Below are 20,906 nucleotides of genomic sequence, written 5' to 3' on the forward strand. Positions count from 1 at the left end.
TTTGTGACATGTCACGAAACGACCGGTTCCGGCATCTGATGGATATGACCGATCCCGCGACGGAGACCTTCGTCGCCCACCGCACCCTGCTCTTCACCGTCGCCTACGAGCTGCTGGGCTCGGCCGCCGACGCCGAGGACGTCGTCCAGGAGACGTGGCTGAAGTGGACCGGCGTGGACCTCTCGGCGGTCCGCGACCAGCGCGCCTACCTGGTCACCATCGCCACCCGGCAGGCGCTCGGGCGGCTGCGTGTCCTGGGCCGCCGCAAGGAGACCTATTTCGGCCCGTGGTTGCCCGAGCCCCTGCTGACCACGCCCGACGTCGCCGAGGACGTCGAACTGGCCGACAACCTGTCGACGGCGATGTTGCTGGTCCTGGAGACCCTCACCCCGACCGAGCGGGCCGTCTTCGTGCTCCGCGAGGTCTTCGACTTCGAGTACGCCGAGGTCGCCGAGGCCGTCGGCAAGACCCAGGCGGCGGTCCGGCAGATCGCCCACCGCGCCCGCGCCCACGTGGCCGCCCGCCGCCCCCGGGCCGCCACCAACCGGCAGCAGACCAGAGACGCGATGGCCGCCTTCCAGCACGCGATCGAGACCGGGAACCCGCAGGCCCTGCTCGACCTGCTGGCCCCCGACGTGGTGCTGCTGGCCGACGGCGGCGGCAACGTCCAGGCCATGCACCGGCCTCTCGTGGGCGCGGACCGGATGGTGCGCTTCTACGCGGGCGTCCTCCGCTCCTACGGCACGATGATGACGCTGGAGCCGACCGAGGCCAACGGCTGGCCGGCCTTCCTCGCCTACCTCGGCGACGTCCTCGACGGACTCATGACCATGCGCGTCGAGGACGGCCTGATCACCGAGGTCTACTACGTCAGGAACCCGGAGAAGTTGTGCCGCCTGACCGAGGAGACGCCGCTGAGCACGCGGTGAGCAGTTCCTCCCACTGGGGGCCGATCGCGGCCATGTCGTACTCCTTGGCCGTGACCAGGCCGTTCTCGGCCAGGTGGGTGCGCAGATCGGGGTCGACGATGAGGCGGCCGATGGCGTCGGCCATGGCGTGGATCTTGCCGGCCGGGACGAGCAGGCCGTTGTGGCCGTCGGTGATGATCTCGGCCGGGCCCGTCGGGCAGTCGTAGGCGACGACCGGCACGCCCACGCTCATGGCCTCCAGGATGGTCATCGGCATGCCCTCGCGGCGGCTGCTGAGCACGTTGATCGACGCCTCGGCCAGCACCGCGGCCACATCGGTGGCCGGGCCCATGAGGCGCACGCAGCCGGTCAGCTCCTTCTTCTCGATCGACGCCTGGAGCTTGTCGTGGCGGGGGCCCGAGCCGTAGATGCGCAACTCCCACTCGGGGTGGGCGCGGTGGACGTGGGCCCAGGCGCGGATCAGCAGGTCGTAGCCCTTGACGTGGGCGAGCCGCCCGATCGCCACCACGACCGGCGCGGTGCGCCGCGCCGTCACGCCGGTCAGCTTGGGGACCGCGTTGGGGATCCGGACCAGGTGGGCCGGGCGCTTCCTCAGGGCCTTCCGGTACGACCGCAGGTCGGTCTCGGTGAGCGTGGCCACGGCGGTCAGGCGGCCGTAGCGGCGGACGATCTGCTTCGTGGTCTCCTCGCCGTGCGAGGGGAGGTTCGCGTGCTCCTGGCCGATGGTGATCACCTCGGGTCCGGCGAACCGGGCGATCAGCAGGTTGAGGGCCGGGCGGGTGCCGATGAGGACGCCGCCGCGGCGGCCGCGGATGTAGCGGGCCAGGGCGAGGTCGGTCTTCAGGGTGAACCAGTGGGCGGCGGCCTCGTCGGGCGGCGTCAGGCGGCTGCGGAAGCGGTTGAGCAACCCTTTTCTGCCGTTCACGCGATCGTCCAGATAGGTGATCCGCACGCCGGGTGGCGGTTCGAAGAAGAAATCGGGCAGTTCGCGTACGACGCTGACGATCTCGACGTCATGGCGTTCGGCCAGGTGGGCGGCCAGGTTGAAGACCGTTCTGATGGTGCCGCCCAAACCGTAGGCGTGGAGCAGGAGAATGCGGATCTCGCGAGTGTCGGGTGGTGGCGCCTTTCTGGCCCGCCGATGGTCGCGTTTCTCCAGCAATCGGATGACGAATCGTCGTAAAGCTCCCGAAATAGGCAACATTTTCCCCCTTTGAAATGTGTGCTTTCCCCGGTATTAAGACGCAGTGAACACACAATTCGCTTATGTGATCTAGATCACACTTGGCCACCGCGCGATCGCGTCGATGACGTGGGGGGCGAGCGTGGCGGCCTGGCCGCGGATCTCGGGGACGGCCGTGGTCTCGTAGCGGCTGCCCCTCAGCACCGGGCCGAGGGTGACGAGCCGGTCGTCGGCGCGGCCGGTGGCGTCGACGAGGCGTCCGCGCGCGTCGGCCTCCACGCCGAGCCCGAGCCGGTCGGCCCGCACCAGGCCGTCGCCCATGAGGCGGGTCAGCAGCGGGTCGCGGGCGCAGACCGAGCCCGGCCCGGTCGCGTTGACCACCCAGGAGACGGGCAGGTCGTGGTCTTCCAGGTGCACCGTCACCCCATCGGCGCGGGGCGTGACCCCCTCGACACAGCCGCTCAGCAGTCTCAGCCGGCCCGACGACCGCAGGTCCTCGATCCTCGCGGCGGTGACCGGCGGGATCCGGTGCCGGTGGATCTCCCAGTAGCGTGCGGCCAGCGCCAGGAACCGGCGCTGCTCCTCCAGCGGGAGCCGGGACCACAACTCCGGCACCCGGGGCCGCAGCCCGTCGACCACCCCCCGCCAGTCGTCGCGCGCCGCCGCCTCGCGCACCGCCCGGACGAGCTCCCGCAGGGTCAGCGGCCCGTCGGGCAGCGTGACCGGGCGGGGCGTCACCGGGCCCTCGACGTGCACGCGGGGCAGCAGGCCGTGCCGCGACACCGCGTAAACCGTGCGGCCGGGCACGCGGCTGAGCGTGACGGCCATGTCGACCATGGTCAGGCCGGTCCCCACGACGAGCACGTCACCGTCGGCGACCCGGTCGAGCGCGCCCACCGCCCAGGGGTCGTTGGTACATCGTTCCCCCGGCAGCCGCAGCCCCGGGGCCGCGTTCCCGGTGGCCAGCACGATGGCGTCGGCGTCGAAGCGCCTCCCGTCGGCGAGGCTCACCCGGTAGGGCCGCCGCGAGACCGTCGCGACCTCGCCGGTGACCCGCTCGACGGTGCGGGCGGGCCCGTCCTGGGCACGCTCCAGAACGTCGCGCAGGTAGTGGCCATAGGTCTGCCGGGGCAGGAAGGCGCATTCCGGCGCCCTGGCCCAGCGCACGAAGTCGTCGGGGTCGTGCTGGAGGGCGCTCATCTTCGCCGCGGCGGCGTTGAGGAGGTGCGCGGGATCGGTGGTGGAGTAGGCCTGACCGAGGCCGTGCCGGGCGTACCGGTCGATCAGCACGACCCGCAGGGGGAGCCGGCGGGCGCGCGCGTTGTGCAGCAGGTGAACGGCGGCCAGGGTGCCACTGGCCCCACCGCCCACGACCACGATGACGGGAGTCATGCCTCCAGGATAGGCAACTTTACCTACCTAATTTATAGGCAATCTCAGGCGCGGCAGGAGCTCCCGGCCGAGCCTGGCCACGTTCTCCAGCGTCCTGCGGTGCTCGCCCGCGCCTTCCACCAGGAGGATCACCCGGTTCAGGCCGGTCTTGCGCAGCGTCTCGCGCATGACCCGCGCGCAGTGCTCCGGCGAGCCGACCGGGTGGATGCGGCAGAGCAGGTCGACGTAGGCGTCGACGTCCCGGGCGGGGCGCGGGCGGTCGTCGACCGGGACGTAACCGGCCAGGCCGGGGCGGAGCCATCGCGGCATGGCCTGCTTCAGTTCGGCCACGGCCTGGTCGGTCGTGTCGGCCACGAAGCCGACGGCCGCCCCGATGTGGTCGGCCGATGCCGCCCCGCTCGCGTAGCGGGCGAGCGTGGCGGCCTTCTCGTCGTCGCCGACGTGCATGCCCAGCAACATCGGCAGGCCGCGCGCGGCGGCCAGGTCGGCGGTCTCGTCCGACGTGCAGGCGACGACCGGGCACAGGCCGGGTGGCGAGGGCGTCATCGGCACCTCGCGGAAGCGGAAGAACTCCCCGTCGGCCGAGACGCTCTCCCGGGTCAGCGCCGCGCGCAGCAGGTCGAGGGACTCGGCGAAGCCCCGCTCGAAGCGGGGCAGGCCGGTGCCGAAGACCTCCAGGTCGACCCACGGGCCGCCGCGCCCCACGCCGAGTTCGAACCGGCCGCCCGACGCGTGGTGCAGGATCGCGGCCTCCTCGGCGAGGGCGACCGGATGGCGGGTGGACAACACGCTCACCGCCGTCCCGACGCGGATCCGCGACGTGCGGCCCAGGGCCACCCCCGCCAGCGTGACGGCCGAGGGGATCACCCCGTAGGACATGAAGTGGTGTTCGGCGAGCCAGGCGTCGTCGAAGCCGGCCCGCTCGGCGGCGACGACGGTCTCGACGGTGTTCCGCAGCACCTCGCCGGAGGTCTGGCCGGGGAACAACGCGCCGACCAGGAAGATCCCGATGCGGATCAGCGGCGTCTCCTTGTCAGTAGTCGCGGCGCCCACCAGTTCGCCTGCCCGGCCAGCGCCATCGCGGCGGGCAGCAGCACCCCTCTGATGATCGTCGCGTCGACCACGACCGCGAGGGCCATTCCCACGCCCAGCATCTGGAGGAAGACGACGCCGGAGGTGGCGTACACGGCGAAGGAGGCCGCCAGGATCGCGGCCGCCGCGGTGACGAGCGGCGCGCTCCGCGCGATCCCGTTCGGTACGGAGGTCACGACGTCACCGGTGCGGTCGTACTCCTCCTTGATCCGGGAGAGCAGGAAGACCTCGTAGTCCATGGACAGGGCGTAGGCGACGCAGAACATCAGGATCGGGATGCTGGGCTCGATGCTGCCCGTTCGGTCCTGGAAGAGGAAGACCAGCGCGCCGAACATCACCGACAGGCTCAGCAGGTTCAGCGCCGCCGCCTTCAGCGGGGCCACGACGCTGCCGCTCATCACGAACAGCACCACACACGTGACCAGCACGATCAGCCCGGCGACCAGCGGCAGGCGGCCGACGACGCCGTCGCGGTAGTCGGTCAGCTCGGCCGGGTAGCCGCCGACGACGACCTCGGCGGGAGCCGGCACGGACCGGATGTCGGCGACCAGCTCCAGCCGGTCGCCGGAGGCCACGACCGACAACCAGGTCGCGCCTCCGGCCGCGAACCGGGTCCCCTCGGGCGTCTCGACCGGCCGCCCGTCGGCGAACGACCCGGCGGCCGAGTCGACCCGGGCGACGCCCTCGATCCGGGACAACTCCGCCGCGTAGGCGGCCGGAAGGATCCCCGAGGGCGCGACGACCTGGACCGCGTCCGCCTCCTCGACCGGGAAACCGGCTCTGACCTGGTCGTAGAGCTGACGGGCCGGGGCCGATTCCGGCAGCACGCGGTCGTCGGGCAGGCCGAACCTGATGCCGAGGAACGGCGCGCCGAGCAGCAGGACGAGCGCCAGCGCGGCCCCGCCGAGCAACAGCGGCCGGCGCATGACCCGGGTGGCCACCTCCCCCCAGAAGACCGGCGGAGCCGCCGCGCGCCGCCGGGTGACCCGGTGGCCCAGCAGCCGCAGCGCCGCGGGCAGCAGCACCGTGGCGCTGGGGACGGCGGCGGCGACGACCGCGAGGCCTGCGTACCCGAACGACCGGAGGAACGGGAACGGGAAGGCGAGCAGGACCGCGAGCGCGGCGGCGACGGTGACGCCGCTGAACACGACGGTCCGCCCGGCGGTCCGGACGGTCCGGGCGACCGCCTCGGCGACCTCCGCGCCCCGGCCGAGCTCCTCGCGGAACCGGAAGACGACGAACAGGCCGTAGTCGACGCCGAGGCCGACGCCCATGACGAGGGCGAGGTTGGCGGCGAACGTGGAGACGTCGGTGAACAGGGTCACCCCGCGGATCAGCGCCAGCGAGCCGGCCACGGCCGCGACGCCGACGGCGAGGGTGACCAGCGCGGCGGCGAACCGGCGGTAGACCAGCCAGAGCAGCAGCAGGACCATCGGCAGCACGACCAGCTCGGCGCGCAGGAAGTCGGCCCTGGCCTGCTCCATGACCTGCCGGAACACCTCGTCTCCCCCGCCGACCTCGACCTTGACCAGCGGCCCGTCGCGGGTGAACGACGGGACCAGCGCGGGCAGCACGGCGCGCCGCACCGTGTCGGCGTCGCCGGGGATCCAGGCGAGCACGAGCGCCTGGCGGGCGTCCTGGCTGCGCAGGGTGGCCGAGCCGCGGGTCCAGTACGACCAGGCGTCCCCGGACCGGGCGGCGAGTTCGCGGGTCAGCTCGCGGCCCGCCTCGGCCACCTCCGGGTCGTCGACGGTGCCCCGCCGGGCCGTGACGAGGAGGGCGAGGTTGGGACTGCCGGTGCCGAACCGGTCGGCGAGCGCCTCCTTGGCCCGCATCGACTCCGAGCCGGGGGCCTCGAAGCGGTTGAGGGACAGGGCGTTGAGCGTTCCGGCGGCCACGGCTCCGGCGGCGAGCGTGATCAGGACACCCAGGACGAGCACCCATCTGGCTCCGCGCACGACGAATCGATCCCCTTGGTAGGATTTTTGCGAGCAATCGCTCGCGTTTGAACAATACGAGCGGTCGCTCGCGTTTTCAAGGGAGATCGTGATGGAGCGACGCCGGCAGGCGCGCGGTGAGCGGCGGATGGCCGAGATCCTCGACGCGGCGGCCGACGCCTTCGCCGAACTGGGCTACGAGAAGGCGTCCACGAACGCCATCGCCGCACGGGCCGGCATCTCGCCCGGGTCGCTCTACCAGTTCTTCCCGAGCAAGGAGGCGGTGGCCCGCGCGCTGGCCGACCGGTTCGTGACCGACATGCGGGCCGCCCACGCCTCGGCGTTCGGCGGGGCCGACGTCGCGGGCATGGACCTCGGCGAGCTGCTCGACCTGGTGGTCGACCCGCTGGTGGCGTTCAACCTCGCCAACCCGGGGTTCAAGGCCCTGTTCGCCCGGCCCGACATGCCGTCGGCGCTCGCCGAGTCGTCGCAGCCGATCCAGGCGGCGATGCTGGGGCAGGTCGAGTCGATCCTGGACGCCCGGGTGCCGGGGCTCGCCCCGGCCGACAGGGCGAGGAGCGCGCGGGTGCTGGTCCGCGTCTTCCAGGCCATGACGCCGCTCGTGGCGGCGGCGCCGGAGGAGGAGCGCCCGGCCGAGATCGCCGAGCTCAAACGGGTGCTGGGGGGATATCTGACGTCGCTCAGCGCGTAGCGCTCGTCCGGCGGCGCCACACGAGCACCAGCAGCACCGCCAGCAGGGCGGCGCCCGCCCCCCAGGCCACCGGCACCGACGACCCCTGGGTCTTCATGGCCACCGGCGCGGGGGCGGCCACGGGGGCGGAGTCGGTCGCGCACACCAGGGGCCGCGCCTCACCCGAGCGGGCCGCGCACGAGACCACCGCCAGGCGCTTCAGGCCCGGGGTCAGCCGCTTCACGTCCATGGTCACGCTGAACGTCACGGTCTCGCCGGCCCTCAGCGGGTGCGTCCAGCGCACCCGGCCGTCGGCCGCCTTCCCCGACGGCGACGACGAGACCAGCGTCAGGCCGGGGTCGATCGTCTGGCTGATGTCGAGGGACCTGGCGTCGCCGGCGCCGGTGTTGGTCACCGTCGTCGTGTAGGTCAGCCGCTGCCCCTGCCGGATCGCATCGCCGCCGCCCTCGACCGCGATGGTCAACTGGACTTTCGGTTTCGCGTGTGCGGCCGGCGCCGCGAACAGCAGCACGGCGATTATCGCCGCGACTTTTCCCCAAAACGCCATGGTCCCTCCAGAGGCCGGCGGACGAATATTCCGCCGGCCATTCTCCGGCATTAGAGCGTGGTGGCGATGTAATTCAGCGTGCCCGTGTAGGTGTCGGGGCGGACGAACGGAACGGTGATGCGGTAGTTGTTCGCGATGACGTCGCCCGTGGGCGCCGACGCGGACGCCTTGGTGTCGACGACGACCGGCGCCGCCGGGTTCACGGGAGTGAAGGTGCCCGCCTGCGCCGGGCCGCTCACCTCCAGCAGCGAGGCCGGGATGACGTCGGCGGAGCCGCCGATCGACGGCAGCAGGTTGGGCGTCGTCGGCTGCACCGTCACGGTGTAGCCGGCGAAGTTGTTCGTGGTCACGCGCATGGTCACCGGGGACGCGGTGGTCACGACCGCACCCGGCACGCCGGTCAGCGTGAACGACGGGGTCAGCTCGGTGAGAGTGATCTCGTCGGTGACCGCGACGATCGCCTCGGTGTTGCCGGTGGCCGTGTCGGCGGCGGCGGGCACGGCGTGCAGCACGCCCGCGAGGCAGGCGAAAGCCGCGCACGCGATTTTGATGTCAGGCATTTGTCCCATCCCTTTCAATTAACCTCGTCAGCCATGATCACCGCGTTTTACCGTAGTTAAACTCACGATGTGCTGGCAATGTAGTCGAGGGTCACCGAATAGCTCCCGCTCGGAACAAAAGGAATATCAACCTCATAATCATTCGAGAGTGAATCTCCGATTTGCGCCGACGGCCGGGACTGCTGGTGCACCACGATCGGCGTCGTCGCCGACAGCGGCCGGAACCCCGACGTCCCGGGCGACCGCACCTTCAGCGCGGAGATCGGGATCGAGGCGCCGGTCACCGGCGAGGTCAGCGCGGTCGCCGACGACCGCACGGTCACCGTGTAGCCGGTCGGGCTGTTGGTGATGACGTTCATCGTCACGACGCCGTCGCCGCGTCGCGTGCTGTCGGGTGGGCCGGTCAGGGTGAAGTTCCTGGTCAGGTCGGCCAGGGCGATGCTCTGGGCGAGCACGCCGATGGTCGTCGAGCAGCGCGGGTCGGACGAACCCACCGCACAGTTGGAGCCCCGGGTGGGCGACGTGATCGTGGTGGCCAGGGTGCCGTTCCCGGCGGCCGGGTCGATCCGCGCCGAATAGGTGACGGTCGCCGTCACGCCCTCCGCCAGGTCGCCCGTCCAGATCAGCTCGCCGTCGACAGGCGACACGAAGCCCGAGGACGCCCAGGCGTCGCCGCCGTAGATCGCCACGCCGACCGGGTCGGTGTAGGTCGCCCCCGTGTACGACGTCTCCCCCGTGTTGGCGACCGTCACGGTGTAGTGCACGATGCCCCCGCCCACGATGCTCGCCGTGTCGGCCTGTTTGGTGATCGTGAGTTGTGGCGTCAGCACCCGCACGGTCGTCGAGCACGACGGGCCGCCCGGACAGGTCGCGCCGCTCGTCGGCGACACGACCTGCTGGGTGAGCCGGTCGTCGCCCGGATCCGGATCCTTGACGCGCACCGAGAAGGTGACCGTGACGACCGCGCCGACGGCCAGGTCGCCGGTCCACGACAACGTCGGCTCGGCGTAGTTCACCACGCCCGAGGTCGCCGTGGCGTCGCCGCCGTAGTCCGCGTCGCCGAGCACACCGACCAGGGACGTGCTCCAGGTCGCGTCCTGGTAGGGCGCCTCGCCGGTGTTCGCGGCGGTGATCGTGTAGGTCACGACGTCGCCCGGGGTCGCGGTCTGCCGGTCGGCGACCGTGGTCAGGGTCAGTTCCGGGATGAGGACGGTGACCGTGGTCGTACAGGCCTGGCAGTCGAGGCCCGGCGTCGTGGAGGCGAGTTCGCTGGTCAGCGTGCCGCCGTCGCCGCCCGGGTCGATCACGGTGATCGAGGCGGTCGCGGTGACCGACTCGCCGGGGGCCAGCGGGCCGTTCCAGGTGACCGAGCCGTCGAGGTTGAAGGTCAGGGCGCCGCCGCCGACCAGGGCGTCGTTGTTGTACTCGGCGTTCGCCAGCGCGCCGGCCAGCGACAACGTGAAGTCGCCGGGGGTGAGGTCCGTGCGGCCGGTGTTGGTCGCCGTCACCGTGTAGCGGACGACGTCACCCGGCATCGCGACCGTGCGGTCGGTGGCGGTGACGACGGTGAACACCGCCACCGGCACGTCGGTCCCGCAGCGCGGGTCGGTCCCGCAGTTGCCGCCGGTCGTCGGGGAGGTGATCCGGCTCGACAACATCCGGTCGCCCGGGTCGGGGTTCCGGACGGTGACCGAATAGGTGATCGTCGCCGACTGGCCGGGAGCCAGCGCGCCCGTCCAGGCGAGTTCGCCGGGCGAGTAGCCGACGGTCCCCCTCGTGGCGCCGCCGTCGTCGTTGTAGACGGCGTCGTCGAGCACCCCCGCCAGCGCGTCGGTGAACGTGGCCGCCGGGTGGCTCGTCTGCCCGGAGTTGGTGGCCGTGATCGTGTAGGTCACCGTCCCGCCCGGGGCCGTCGACCCCGGGCTCGCCGACTTCACGATCGTCAGCGCCGGGGTGAGGATCTGGACGCTGCTCGCGCACGCCCCGCACGACACTCCTTCGGCGTCCGACGTCACCGTGTTGGCCATGATCTTGTCGCCCGGGTCGGGCGACCGCACGGTCATCGTGTAGGTCACCGTCGCCGACACTCCCACCGCCAGGTCGCCGGTCCAGGTCAGCGCCGAGTCGGCGAAGGCCGCCGAACCGGTCGTGGCGGCGGCGTCCGCGCCGTACACCGCGTCGTCGAGCGTGCCCGCCAGCGGGTCGGTGACGCTGATCCCCGTGTAGGGCGTCTCGCCGGTGTTCGCGATCGTGATCGTGTACGCCACCACGTCGCCCGGCTCGGCCGTCACGCGGTCGGCCGTCTTGGCGATGGTGAGCTCCGGCACCAGCACGGGCACGTCGAGCGCGCACGACGGGCCGGAGCCGCCCGCCGGGCAGTTCGAGCCCGGCGCGGCCGACACCACCCGGGTCGCGATCCGCCGGTTCCCGGTCGGCGGCGCGTTGGCCGTGAACGGCGACGCCACCGTGACGCTGCCGCCGACGGGGACGTCGCCCGTCCAGACGAGGTCGAGACCCTCGACCGACAACGTCCCCGAGGTGAGCGTCGTGTCGCCGGTCGGCGTGGCCGCGTCGACCAGGTCCCCGGCGGGGATCGACACGCGGATCCCGCGATAGGGCGTCTGCCCGGTGTTGGTGAACACGGCGGTGAGCTGCAACGCCTGCCCCGGCTTGACGCTGCCGGCGCTGGACGACACGGCGATGTCCAGCTCCGACACGGTGACCCCGGCCGAGCAGCGCGGGTCGGCGCCGCCGGCCGGGCAGTTGCCCCCGGGCGAGGCCGAGGTGAGCGCGCCGGTGAGCAGGTCGTCGCCGGAGCCGCGCACCGGATCGACCGTCACCGAGTAGGTGACCGTCACCGCGCCCCCGGCCGGGACGTTCCCGGTCCAGGTCACGTTCGGCGACGTGAAGGCGGCCGTGCCCGACGTCGCGGTCAGGTCGCCGTTGTACGTGGCGTCGTCCAGCACCCCCGTCAGCGGGTCGGTGAAGGTCGCCCCCACATAGGTCGTGGCGGCGGAGTTGGCCACGGTGATCGTGTACGTCACCACCCCGCCCCGCACCACCGACGACGGGTCGGCCGTCTTGGTGAAGGTGAGGTCGGTGACGTCGGTGACCGGCACGGTGACCGCGCACGGCGTGCCGGCCGACCCCGCCGGGCAGTCGGCGCCCTTGGCCGCCGAGGTGGTCACCGCGGTCAGCCGCCTGTCGCCCAGGTCGGGGTTGTCGACGACCGCCGTGAAGGTGATCGTCGTACCGGCGCCGACGGCGAGGCCGCCGGTCCAGGTGAGCACCGGCGCCGTGTAGGCCACCGACCCCGACGTGGCGACGGCGTCGCCGCCGTACGCGGCGTCGTCGAGCAGCCCCGCCAGGTCGGTGAGCGCCGTGGTGCCCAGGTAGGGCGTCTGGCCGGTGTTGGTGATCGTCGTGGTGAAGGTGACGGTGTCGCCGGGAACGGCGGTCTGCCGGTCGGCCGAGGTCGCCACGGTCAGCGCCGGAGTCAGCACGACCACCCTCGACGTGCAGGCCGGGACGCACGTGCTGCCCGGCGCGGCCGAGGTCACCGCGTTGATGAGCTGCTTGTCGCCCGGATCGGGGTCGCGGACGGTCACGCTGTAGGTGACGATCGCGGAGGCCCCGACGGCCAGGTCGCCCGTCCAGGTCAGTTGCGGCGTGGCGAAGACGGCCGTGCCCGTCGTGGCCGACGCGTCGTTGCCGTAGACGGCGTCGTCGAGCAGACTGCTCAGGTCGTCGGTCACGCTGATCCCGGTGTAGGGCGTCTGGCCGGTGTTGGTGATCGTCGTCGTGTAGTGGACGACGCCGCCGGGCTCCTGGGTGGTGGTGCCGGGCGTGGTCGTGATGGTCAGGGCGGGGACCAGCACGTCGATCCGCGCGGTGCAGGCCGGGTCGGTCCCGCCGGCCGGGCAGGAGCCGCCCGGCGCGTCGGAGACGAGCGTGCCCCGGATGACCTTGTTTCCGGTGCCGGGGTTCCGCACGGTCAGCGTGCCGGTGACGGTCACCGTGCCGCCGACGGGGATGTCGCCCGTCCAGTTGATGCCGGTTGGACCCAGGACGAGGTTCCCCGAGCTGGCGACCTGGTCGCCGTTCGGGACGGCGTCGTCGATCACGTCGGCGCTGGAGGCCGCCACGGTGAGGCCCGTGTAGGGCATCTGGCCCGTGTTGGCGAACGTCGCGCTCAGGTGGATGACCGAGCCGGGTGTGGTGCTCGTCTCGGTGAAGGCCTGGCTGAGGGCGAGCCTGGACAGGCGCACCGTCGAGGAGCAGCCGGTCGGGCAGGTCGACCCGGGGTCGGTCGAGACGACCGTCCCGGTGATCAGGCCGTCGCCGGGGTCGGGGTCGCGCACCGTCACCGAATAGGTGATCGTCGTGGTCGCGCCGACGGCGAGGTTCCCCGTCCAGGTCAGGTTCGGCGCGGTGTACGTCACCGTGCCGGAGCTCGCGGCGGCGTCGCCGTTGTAGACGGCGTCGTCGAGGAGCTGGGCGAGCTGGTCGGTCAGGCTCGCCCCGGTGTAGGGCGTCTGGCCGGTGTTCTCGGCCGTGATCGTGTAGCGGATCACGTCGCCCTGGACGGCGCCGGTCCGGTCGGCCTGCCGCGTGATCGACAGGCCGGGCACGAGCACGTTCACCACGGAGGTGCAGTTCGGGTTCGACGACCCCGAAGGGCAGGTGCTGCCCAGCGTCGACGACACCACTGTGTTGATCATGAGGCGGTCGCCGGGATCGGGGTTCTTCACGGTCACCGTGTACGTCACCGTCGCCGTGGCCCCCACCGCGAGGTCGCCCGTCCACGACAGCACCGGGGCGTTGTAGGAGAGCGTGCCGGAGGTGGCCGCGGCGTCGCCGTTGTAGACGGCGTCGTTGAGCACGCCGGCCAGCGACTCGGTGAAGGTCGCGCCCTGGTAGGGAGTCTGGCCGGTGTTGGCGGCGGTGATCGTGTAGGTGACCGTGTCGCCGGGTGTGACGGTCGGGGAGCTCGCGGTCTTCGTCAGGGTGAGCCGCGGTTGCAGGATCGGGACGGACGTCGTACACGACACGCAGTTCAGGCCGGCCGTCGTCGAGGTGACGTTGCCGGTCACCGCGCCCGTGGCGGGATTGCCGACGGTGACCGACGCGGTGGCGGTCACCGACTGGCCGGGCGCGAGCGGGCCGGTCCAGGTGATCGTCCCGTTCGGGTTCAGCGTCAGGTTGCCCGAGGTGGCGGTCGCGTCGTTGCCGTATGTCGCGTCTCCGGCCGGCGCGAGCGTGAAGTTCGCCGCCGGATAGGTCGTCTGCCCGGTGTTGGTGGCGGTCACCGTGTAGCGCACCACCCCGGTCGGCGTCGTGCTCGACACGTCGGTGGCGGTGGTGACGGTGAGCCGCGGCACCAGCGTCGTGACGGTGCTCGTGCACGGGCAGTTGTTCCCCGGACTGGCCGAGGTCACCGTGTTGGTCAGCGAGCGGTCGCCGGGGTCGGGGTCGCGGACCGTCACCGAGTAGGTGATGGTGGCCGACGCGCCCGCGGGCAGGTTGCCCGACCACGACAACGTCGGCGCACCGTAGTTCACGGTGCCCGAGGTCGCCGCCGCGTCATTGTTGTACGTCGCGTCGTCGAGCACTCCTGCGAGCGCGTCGGAGAACGTGGCCGGGGAGTACGCCGTCTTCCCGGTGTTGGTCACCGTGATGGTGTAGTTCACGGTCGCCCCCGGCGTGGGGCCGGCCGCGTCGGCCGTCTTGCCGATGACGAGCGCCTGCAGCGTGACCGTCGACCGGCAGCGGCTGTCGCCGCTCGACGCGGCGCAGTTGGTGCCCGAGGCCGGCGAGGAGACCGTGTCGGTCAGGATGCCGTTCCCGCCCGTCCGCACGGTCACCGAGTAGGTGATCGTCGCGGTCGCCCCGGCGGCCAGATTGCCGGTCCAGGTGACGTTCTGCCCGGCGAACGAGACGTTCCCGAGCGAGGCGGCGAGGTCGCCGTCGTAGGTGGCGTCGTCGAGCACGTCGGCCAGCGGGTCGCTCAGGGTGACCCCGGTGAAGGCCGACGGACCGGTGTTCGCCACGGTGATCGTGTAGGAGACGGTGGATCCCGGGACCGCGGCCGACTGGTCGGCCGTCTTGGTGATGACCAGCGGCCCGGCCCCGACCGTGACCGTGCCCGACCTGGTGTCGCTCTGCCCGTTCGTGTCGGTGACCTTCACCGTGAAGGCGTAGGCGCCCTGCGTGGTCGGGGTGCCCGAGATCAGCCCGGTCGAGGTGTTCAGCGTCACCCCGGGCGGCAGCGTCCCCGAGGCGAGCGAGTAGGTGTAGGGGCCGGTGCCGCCCGACACCGAAAGCGGCAGGTTGTAGGCCACGGCCACCTGCGCGGCCGGTGGCGTCGGAACGGTCAGCACGGGAGGCGGCACGATCGTCACCGTCGCCGCCCGGGTGTCGCTCTGCCCGCCGGCGTCGACGATCCTGACGGTGAAGTCGTAGGTGCCCGCCGACGTCGGCGTGCCCGACAGCAGGCCGGTGGACGGGTTGAGCGTCACCCCCGGAGGCGGCGACCCGGCGCTGATCGACCACGTGGTCGGCGCGGTGCCGCCCGTCATCGTCAGCGGCACGTTGTAGGCGACGTTCACCTGACCACCCGGCGGCGGCCCGAAGGTTAGCCGCGGGTTGGCGTTCGGCGTCACGGTCGCGGACACCGTGGACGGCGACCCCGTGCCGGCCGCGTTCACCGCCGCGACCGTGAAGGTGTACGACGCCCCCGCCGTCAGCCCGGTCACCGTCTGCGTCGTCGCCGTGGACGGATAGGAGATCGGCGTCTGCTCCACCCCGTTGAGATAGGGCGTGACGATGTAACCGGTGACCGCGCTGCCGCCGTTCGCGGCCGGCGGCGACCAGGTCAGCGTGGCCGACAGGTCTCCGGCGGTCGCCGAGGTGATCGTCGGCCGCCCCGGCACGGTGTAGGGCACCACCGCGTTCGACTGCGCGCTCGCCGTTCCGGTCCCGATGGTGTTCACGGCCGCCACGGTGAAGGTGTAGGAGGCCCCGGCCGTCAGGCCGGTGAGCGTCTGCGTCGTCGCGGTGGAGGAGTAGGAGATCGGCGTCTGCGCGACGCCGTTCAGGTAGGGCGTGACGACGTAGCCCGTGATCGGGCTGCCGTTCGGCGACGGCGCGGTCCACGTCACGGTCGCGCTGGTCGCGCCCGCCGTCGCGGTGGGCGCGGCGGGGGTGCCGGGCGCGGAGGTGTAGGTGTAGGCGGCGGACCCCGCCACGCCCTGGGTCACCACCGTCACCGTCACGGCCGCCGCCGACGGGCGCGACGGCATCGACGAGATCGTCAGCGTGCCGTTGGCGTTGGCGGTGAAGCAGTTCGTGGTGATCACGCTGGAGCACGGCAGCAGCACGACCGGGGTGCCGGCCTGCTGCTCGGCCGTGGTGCCGATCTCGACGGCGGTCGCGCCGGTCAGGTTCGACCCGCTGACGGTCACGCTTCCGCCGCCCGCGATGGTGCCGCTGGTGGTCGACAACGTGAGGCCGGACGGCGCGGCCGGGATCGTGCCCGCCGTGGTGGTGGTCGCGATGCCCGGGTTTCCGTCGTTGGAGGAGACCGTCACCGTCGAACCGGTCTGGACCGTCGAGGGCGTCACCGAGCTCCCGGTGACGATGCCGACGACGGTGATCGTGGGCAGGGTCGTGCCGCCGGCGAAGGGGGTGCCGGAGTTCGTACAGGTGATCTTCTGCCCTGACGGCGCCCCGCAGACCCAGCCGGCGCCGAACGCGCCCACGGGCACCACACCCGCCGGGAGCGTCTCGGTCACCGAGATCGGCAGCGTCTCGTTGGCGCCCGTCGCCGACACCACCGGCCTGACCGTGTACGTCACCGGGTCGCCCGGCTTCGGCGCCGAGCCGTTGTAGCTCGTCTGCGTCACGCTCAGGTCGGGCACCGGGTTGAGGCTGTTGACCACGACGTTGTCGATCTCGTGGAAGTCGGTGACGCCGCCCGTCGAGGCGACCCAGCCGAACGCGAGCTGCCGGGGGATGCCCGCCGCCGTCGTCCACGTGGACGACGGGTAGAGGCTCGACGACACCGTGGGCAGTGTGCCCGTCAGCGTGCGGGAGGCGCCGCTGACCGGGGTGAACTGGACCACGTAGGTGCCCGCCGCGACCGACAACCCGGCGGCGGTGGTCAGCGTGCTCGACGTCGGGTTGATCGCGACCGCGACCGGGACCACCGACACCGAACGGGTGGTGCTCCGCAGCCGGAGGGCAGCCGAGTTCGTCGAGGTGGCCGTGCTGTTGATCGCGCAGTAGCCGACGGTGCCCGCGCCGGGCCCGCGCACCACGACCTGACCGGGCACGGTCGTGGTGGTCGAGATGTAGGGCGGGTTGCTGCACCCGCTGCCCTGGTAGGAGGAGTTGCTGAAGTTGCCGTACGCGTCGAACCCGAACCCCAGATAGGCGTTGGCCAGCCCGTCCCCGGCCGAGAACGGCGAATACCCCAGCGAACCGCCGGGCCGCCCGATGGTGGCGGGCGGCACCGGGTTGGCCGGATCTACGGCCGCGACGACGAACGCCAGGCCGTCGGCGCCGCCGCCGCCGTACTGGTACATGTTGAACGTCACGTCGAGGCCCTGCGACGTCGGCACCGACGTGGCGCCGAAGACCCCGCCCTGCTGACTGGTGACGGCGCTGGTCAGCCGCAACACGCCCGAACCGTTGGCGTCGGTCGAGGTGGTGCAGCTCTTGAGCCCGGTCCCGGTGGTGTTCCCGGCGGCCGACAGGCAGACGGCGTTGGTGCCGGCCGACCCGGCGGGCAGCGCCGGGATCGACACCGGATAGGCGGAGGCGATCGTGTTGTTCTTGAACGGCTGCACGAACAGCGTCGACCCGGCGGCGTGCGACACCGACGCGGGAACGTGGACGACCGCCGCGACGAGGCCGACGGCGAGCGCCCGCCTAAACACGGCTCCCACTCCCGGCCAGCTCACGCGCGGCCGCCTCGACCCGGCGCCGGTACCGGTGCCGGGCGACGACCCAGATCAGCGCGCCGCCCATCACGAGGGCGACGAGGACGACGACCAGGTGCAGCGGGAAGACGACCACCTGCACCGTCCGGGTGTTGCCGCCGGGGACCGCCACGGTCACGTCGCAGAAGCAGACGAGCGGCGTGTCCCAGGTCGCCGCCACCTCACGGGTCGCGCCCCGCACGACGGTGAAGTCGGGGAACAGCAGGTCCGACCCGCCGGCCCGGATCCTGAGGCGCTCCGCCCCCCGGAAGTCGCGGTGCACCGTGCCGGTGCCGCGGATCCGCGCGGTGATCGGCACCGGCCCGCCGAGCACGAACCCGGGCGCCCGCAGTTCGGCGATCTCCGCTGATCTGTCGATCGCCCCTGGCACGGTGACGAACACCGGCGCGGCGATCCCCCGGTTGATCCGGATGTTCGCCGTGGTCTTCGTCGCCGGGACCTTGAAGATGACCGCGAACTGGTGGTCGCCGGGTTCGGGGGTCCGGGGCACGACCACCCGCAGCGTCACCGGCCGGGTCTCCCCCGGCGGCACCGTCAGTCGCGCCGGACTCACCTCGGCCCAGGCCGCCGCCGCGTAGGGCGCTCCGGCCTGGAATCGCATCGCCCCCGACTCACCGGCGACGAAGTCGGATTTCTCGACGGTGACCTGGAACGCCTCCCGGCCCTTGTTGGTCACGTCGAACCGGTGCTCGGAGGTCCCGGCCGGGACGATCAGCCGGGTCGGCGTGACCTGCATCGAGAAGGCGGGCTCTGGTTCGGCCGCCCGAACCGGTGTGCCTTGGGTCAAGAAAAGACACAACACGACGAGGAATCCCGCCGTGCCACCCCGAACCGAATTGACCATCCGCAATGCCCCCCATAGCGATCAATTCGAGAAGGTAGTCAATCGACCGCCAAGAGGACTGCTCAAGATCGTCCGTGGATTCCTAGTCTCCATCCATGGTTTTCAGTGGGGTCATATTCCGTAAAGCTTCCTCCGATGCGCCTTACTTCCCCCAATTGGGTATATGGGCCGGAGGGCAGTGATATACGGGGGAGAAATGAGAAAAGGCATCGCCGCGCTGGCGGGACTGTTGTTCGCGGCCGTCACACCGGCAGCCGCGCTGGCGTCGGAGGATCCTGGCTCGATGGGGGTCTCGATCCGGGTGCTGCCCCCAGACGGTCCGGTCGACCCGGTGGATCCGGTCGACCCTGTGAACCCGGCGCATCCGGCGCATCCGGTGGACCCGTCCGCCGAGGAGCCGGACGGGCACCGCGGAAGGCCGATGACCCATCATGTCGACGACGGCCATAGGGGTGGTGTCGACGGCATTCAGGGCAATGTCGACGGCCAAAACTTCGAGGGCGGCTCAGACAACTCAGACATTAACCGCGATTCGACAATTCACCGGGATTCCGGCGTTCAAGGCAGTTCGGAGGCGAACCGCGAATCCGGGGCCAGGCCCGAGGAATTGCCGTTCACCGGAATGAACGGCGACGCCCTCCTGGTCCTCGCCCTCGCGGGCGCGGTCGCGTCGCTGGAGGGCGCCGCTCTGATCGTGCTGACCCGTCGCCGGTTCAGACGCTCACCTTGACCTCCGGCCGGAGGCGGGCGCTTCAGGGACGCACCTCAGGTTCCCGCAGCGCCGGAGGCAGAAGTCGGGCATGCACCCGGCGGAGGTATTCGATCCCCTCGTCTCTGCTCGATCGGTGCTGGAGACTGTCGGCGACGAACTTCAAGCGATGCTTCGCGTCAGTGATCGCCTCGGCCCAGGTCTTGGCGATCACGCGGTAGCGTTTCGTCTGTTTCACCACCCCGACGGGGCGGTCTGGCGAAGTCGCTTCCTCACGCACATAGTCGTCCAGTTCGTTGCCGATGATCCAGAACTCCCAATGGACATTGGGTTGGTTGAAGCGTTCGTCCTGGGCAACGGCGAACGCGTAGTCTTCGATCTGCTGAAGTTCGGCACGCCCGATCTTCACCTTGGGCCGCTTCAATTCGACCACCAGATGCTCCAGCCGGTTGTCCCGATTCTTCAGCGGACGCGACAGAACGAGATCCGGAATCGCCTCGGTCCCGTCGAGGCGAGTGATCGGCTCGTCTCCGGCAAGCTCTACGTCCTCACCAAGGGCGGCAAGATGCTTCCGGAGTACGACAAGCAGACGATCGTCGTCGCCGGTCAATGCGTACTCCTCACCGAACAACCAGGTCTCTTCGGCGAGAATTCGGTGGAGTTGTCGTCGTTCAAGGGTCTGCCGCCTGGGCTCCGCGTCGAAGAGAAGCGCGTCCAAGCCATCCAGGAAGTTCAGTCGGTCGGCGATTGTGCGGGCGGACACGATCACCGATGTCAGTGGAGCGCGCTGCAGCAGATGGGCCAGGTCGCTCACCTGTTCGTCTGACAGCTCAAGGACATCCGACAGGACGGATTTCAGATTCGTGGGCTTCGTCTCCAGAGCTTCTTTCAGAAGACGAAGAGCCAGTCGCCGTGCCTGCCTGTCCGATGACTCAAGAGGTTTGGCAGCGCTCAACGCCACGACGTCGAACAGTTCCCGTTCGCGTTCCTCGATGGAATCGGCCGGTGGCCCGGAGAAGGGATAGCTCTGCTCGGCCTTCCAGCGTGTGACCATCTGCTGGCGTTTCTCGTCGACACGGGCCCTGAAGTGAGCTTTCAGCGTATCCCGCGCTGCTTGAACGATGGAGGCGGTGGCTTCGTGCTCCATGTCTGCCAGCAGGATGTCATGGCCGATATGGCGAAACCCGTCCCAGCGCACGTAGGCCGTGAAGTCAAAGCCGGGTGCCTGAACATTGGGCTGCATCTCGTGCAACGCCTGTCCGTTGGCATCACAGAGATAGAGCAGCCGCCGCACCTTCTTCCGCCATTCGATCACCACGAGGGTCGCCGCTCCGGCGCCAGGCAGAGAAAGCGGGTATTCCTTGCGAATCTCCTGCAGATCCCGGGGGGCCACCAACAGCCCTTGCCATGTGATCCGGAGCGGATAGGACTCCAGATAGAGAGCGAATGTCGTCGTCAGGTAGGTGAGAACACCAGGGCGCTCAAGTGCAAGGCTCGCCGCAGCCCCCAGTCTGTCGATCGATACGCGGGTGCCCGTCTCGGCCACCACCGCGATCGGCGATGAGACCTCGAATTCATCCAATCTCTCGCGTACACCCGTTATTGCGATCTCAAAATTGCCGGCACCCTCGTGGGTAGCCACGGACTTCCAGACGACCGTGTCGCCGATCCCGAACGCCGCATAACGGCCCTTGCCCTGGCTTCCGTGCAGGGCGCGCTTCCGGTTTCTGGAGACGACAGCCTTCGGTTTCCATGATTCGCCGAGCGCGCCGAAGTCTCGCTCCGCTTCGACCTGGGTCATGCCATGCCCGTCGTCTTCGACAAGCACGGAACAGATGATGTCAGCCGAGTCGCGGTCAACCGTGATGTCGACGACTGTCGCATCTGCGTCCAAGGCGTTCCAGATGAGCTCGGCCAGCCCATGAACAGCGGACCTGATCTGACCTGCCAGATGATCTCGCCCGAGTCGAACGGTTACGCGTGACATGCCAAGGATTCT

The 20,906-nt window shown here is 70.8% G+C and carries 12 protein-coding genes; 3 read left to right on the forward strand and 9 right to left on the reverse strand.

All coding sequences use genetic code 11. From position 1 onward, the window contains the following. Nucleotides 1–44 precede the first annotated feature (44 nt). Nucleotides 45–929: an RNA polymerase sigma-70 factor gene (locus AW273_RS20865; protein WP_232327524.1), complete on the forward strand. Its 885-nt coding sequence runs from the start codon at nt 45–47 to the stop codon at nt 927–929. Here the strand turns inward: AW273_RS20865 and AW273_RS20870 are convergent. The 4 genes from AW273_RS20870 to AW273_RS20885 form a co-directional block, all read right to left on the reverse strand. Next, complete coding sequence (locus AW273_RS20870; RefSeq protein ID WP_232327525.1) at nt 871–2,091, reverse strand: glycosyltransferase family 4 protein; 1,221 nt, start codon at nt 2,089–2,091, stop codon at nt 871–873. The two genes, AW273_RS20865 and AW273_RS20870, sit on opposite strands and share 59 nt — an antisense overlap. Before the next feature lie 111 nt (nt 2,092–2,202). Further along, on the reverse strand, nt 2,203–3,504 hold the full coding sequence (locus AW273_RS20875; protein ID WP_062350349.1) for an FAD/NAD(P)-binding protein: 1,302 nt from the start codon (nt 3,502–3,504) through the stop codon (nt 2,203–2,205). A 27-nt stretch (nt 3,505–3,531) separates the two neighbouring features. Further along, a complete protein-coding gene (locus AW273_RS20880; protein ID WP_439648640.1) occupies nt 3,532–4,557 on the reverse strand; it encodes an LLM class flavin-dependent oxidoreductase in 1,026 nt (341 codons plus the stop codon). Next, on the reverse strand, nt 4,521–6,554 hold the full coding sequence (locus AW273_RS20885; RefSeq protein WP_062350351.1) for an MMPL family transporter: 2,034 nt from the start codon (nt 6,552–6,554) through the stop codon (nt 4,521–4,523). Before AW273_RS20885 ends, AW273_RS20880 begins: the two co-directional genes overlap by 37 nt. A 91-nt stretch (nt 6,555–6,645) precedes the next feature. On the opposite strand from AW273_RS20885, the gene AW273_RS20890 reads away from it, so the two are divergent. Further along, a complete protein-coding gene (locus AW273_RS20890; protein WP_062350354.1) occupies nt 6,646–7,245 on the forward strand; it encodes a TetR/AcrR family transcriptional regulator in 600 nt (199 codons plus the stop codon). Here AW273_RS20890 and AW273_RS20895 read toward each other — a convergent pair. The 4 genes from AW273_RS20895 to AW273_RS20910 form a co-directional block, all read right to left on the reverse strand. Beyond that, nucleotides 7,235–7,792 carry a DUF11 domain-containing protein gene (locus AW273_RS20895; RefSeq protein ID WP_198168264.1) on the reverse strand — a complete coding sequence of 186 codons (558 nt, stop codon included), beginning with the start codon at nt 7,790–7,792 and terminating at the stop codon, nt 7,235–7,237. The genes AW273_RS20890 and AW273_RS20895 overlap by 11 nt on opposite strands. A gap of 50 nt (nt 7,793–7,842) precedes the next feature. Then, nucleotides 7,843–8,352: a hypothetical protein gene (locus AW273_RS20900; protein ID WP_198168265.1), complete on the reverse strand. Its 510-nt coding sequence runs from the start codon at nt 8,350–8,352 to the stop codon at nt 7,843–7,845. Nucleotides 8,353–8,414: 62 nt separating this feature from the next. Then, complete coding sequence (locus AW273_RS20905; RefSeq protein WP_157555993.1) at nt 8,415–17,291, reverse strand: DUF7927 domain-containing protein; 8,877 nt, start codon at nt 17,289–17,291, stop codon at nt 8,415–8,417. After that, the gene (locus AW273_RS20910; RefSeq protein ID WP_157555995.1) at nt 17,284–18,141 is read right to left on the reverse strand and encodes a fimbrial biogenesis chaperone; all 858 of its coding nucleotides are present in this window, start codon (nt 18,139–18,141) and stop codon (nt 17,284–17,286) included. Before AW273_RS20910 ends, AW273_RS20905 begins: the two co-directional genes overlap by 8 nt. A 253-nt stretch (nt 18,142–18,394) precedes the next feature. Here AW273_RS20910 and AW273_RS20915 point away from each other — a divergent pair, with 253 nt between their 5' ends. Beyond that, the gene (locus tag AW273_RS20915; RefSeq protein ID WP_062350368.1) at nt 18,395–18,928 is read left to right on the forward strand and encodes a hypothetical protein; all 534 of its coding nucleotides are present in this window, start codon (nt 18,395–18,397) and stop codon (nt 18,926–18,928) included. Nucleotides 18,929–18,950: 22 nt separating this feature from the next. Here AW273_RS20915 and AW273_RS20920 read toward each other — a convergent pair whose 3' ends face one another. Further along, nucleotides 18,951–20,894: an ATP-binding protein gene (locus AW273_RS20920; protein WP_063910043.1), complete on the reverse strand. Its 1,944-nt coding sequence runs from the start codon at nt 20,892–20,894 to the stop codon at nt 18,951–18,953. Nucleotides 20,895–20,906 lie beyond the last annotated feature (12 nt).

Source organism: Herbidospora yilanensis, from assembly GCF_001570565.1.
In the GTDB taxonomy this organism is placed as follows: Bacteria; Actinomycetota; Actinomycetes; order Streptosporangiales; family Streptosporangiaceae; genus Herbidospora; species Herbidospora yilanensis.

Bases quoted from the DNA above. Each gene is read 5' to 3' on its own strand.
- AW273_RS20890 (WP_062350354.1), top strand. From the start codon at position 6,646: ATGGAGCGACGCCGGCAGGCGCGCGGTGAGCGGCGGATGGCCGAGATC.
- AW273_RS20920 (WP_063910043.1), bottom strand. From the start codon at position 20,894: ATGTCACGCGTAACCGTTCGACTCGGGCGAGATCATCTGGCAGGTCAG.
- AW273_RS20900 (WP_198168265.1), bottom strand. From the start codon at position 8,352: ATGCCTGACATCAAAATCGCGTGCGCGGCTTTCGCCTGCCTCGCGGGC.
- AW273_RS20865 (WP_232327524.1), top strand. From the start codon at position 45: ATGACCGATCCCGCGACGGAGACCTTCGTCGCCCACCGCACCCTGCTC.
- AW273_RS20915 (WP_062350368.1), top strand. From the start codon at position 18,395: ATGAGAAAAGGCATCGCCGCGCTGGCGGGACTGTTGTTCGCGGCCGTC.
- AW273_RS20895 (WP_198168264.1), bottom strand. From the start codon at position 7,792: ATGGCGTTTTGGGGAAAAGTCGCGGCGATAATCGCCGTGCTGCTGTTC.
- AW273_RS20875 (WP_062350349.1), bottom strand. From the start codon at position 3,504: ATGACTCCCGTCATCGTGGTCGTGGGCGGTGGGGCCAGTGGCACCCTG.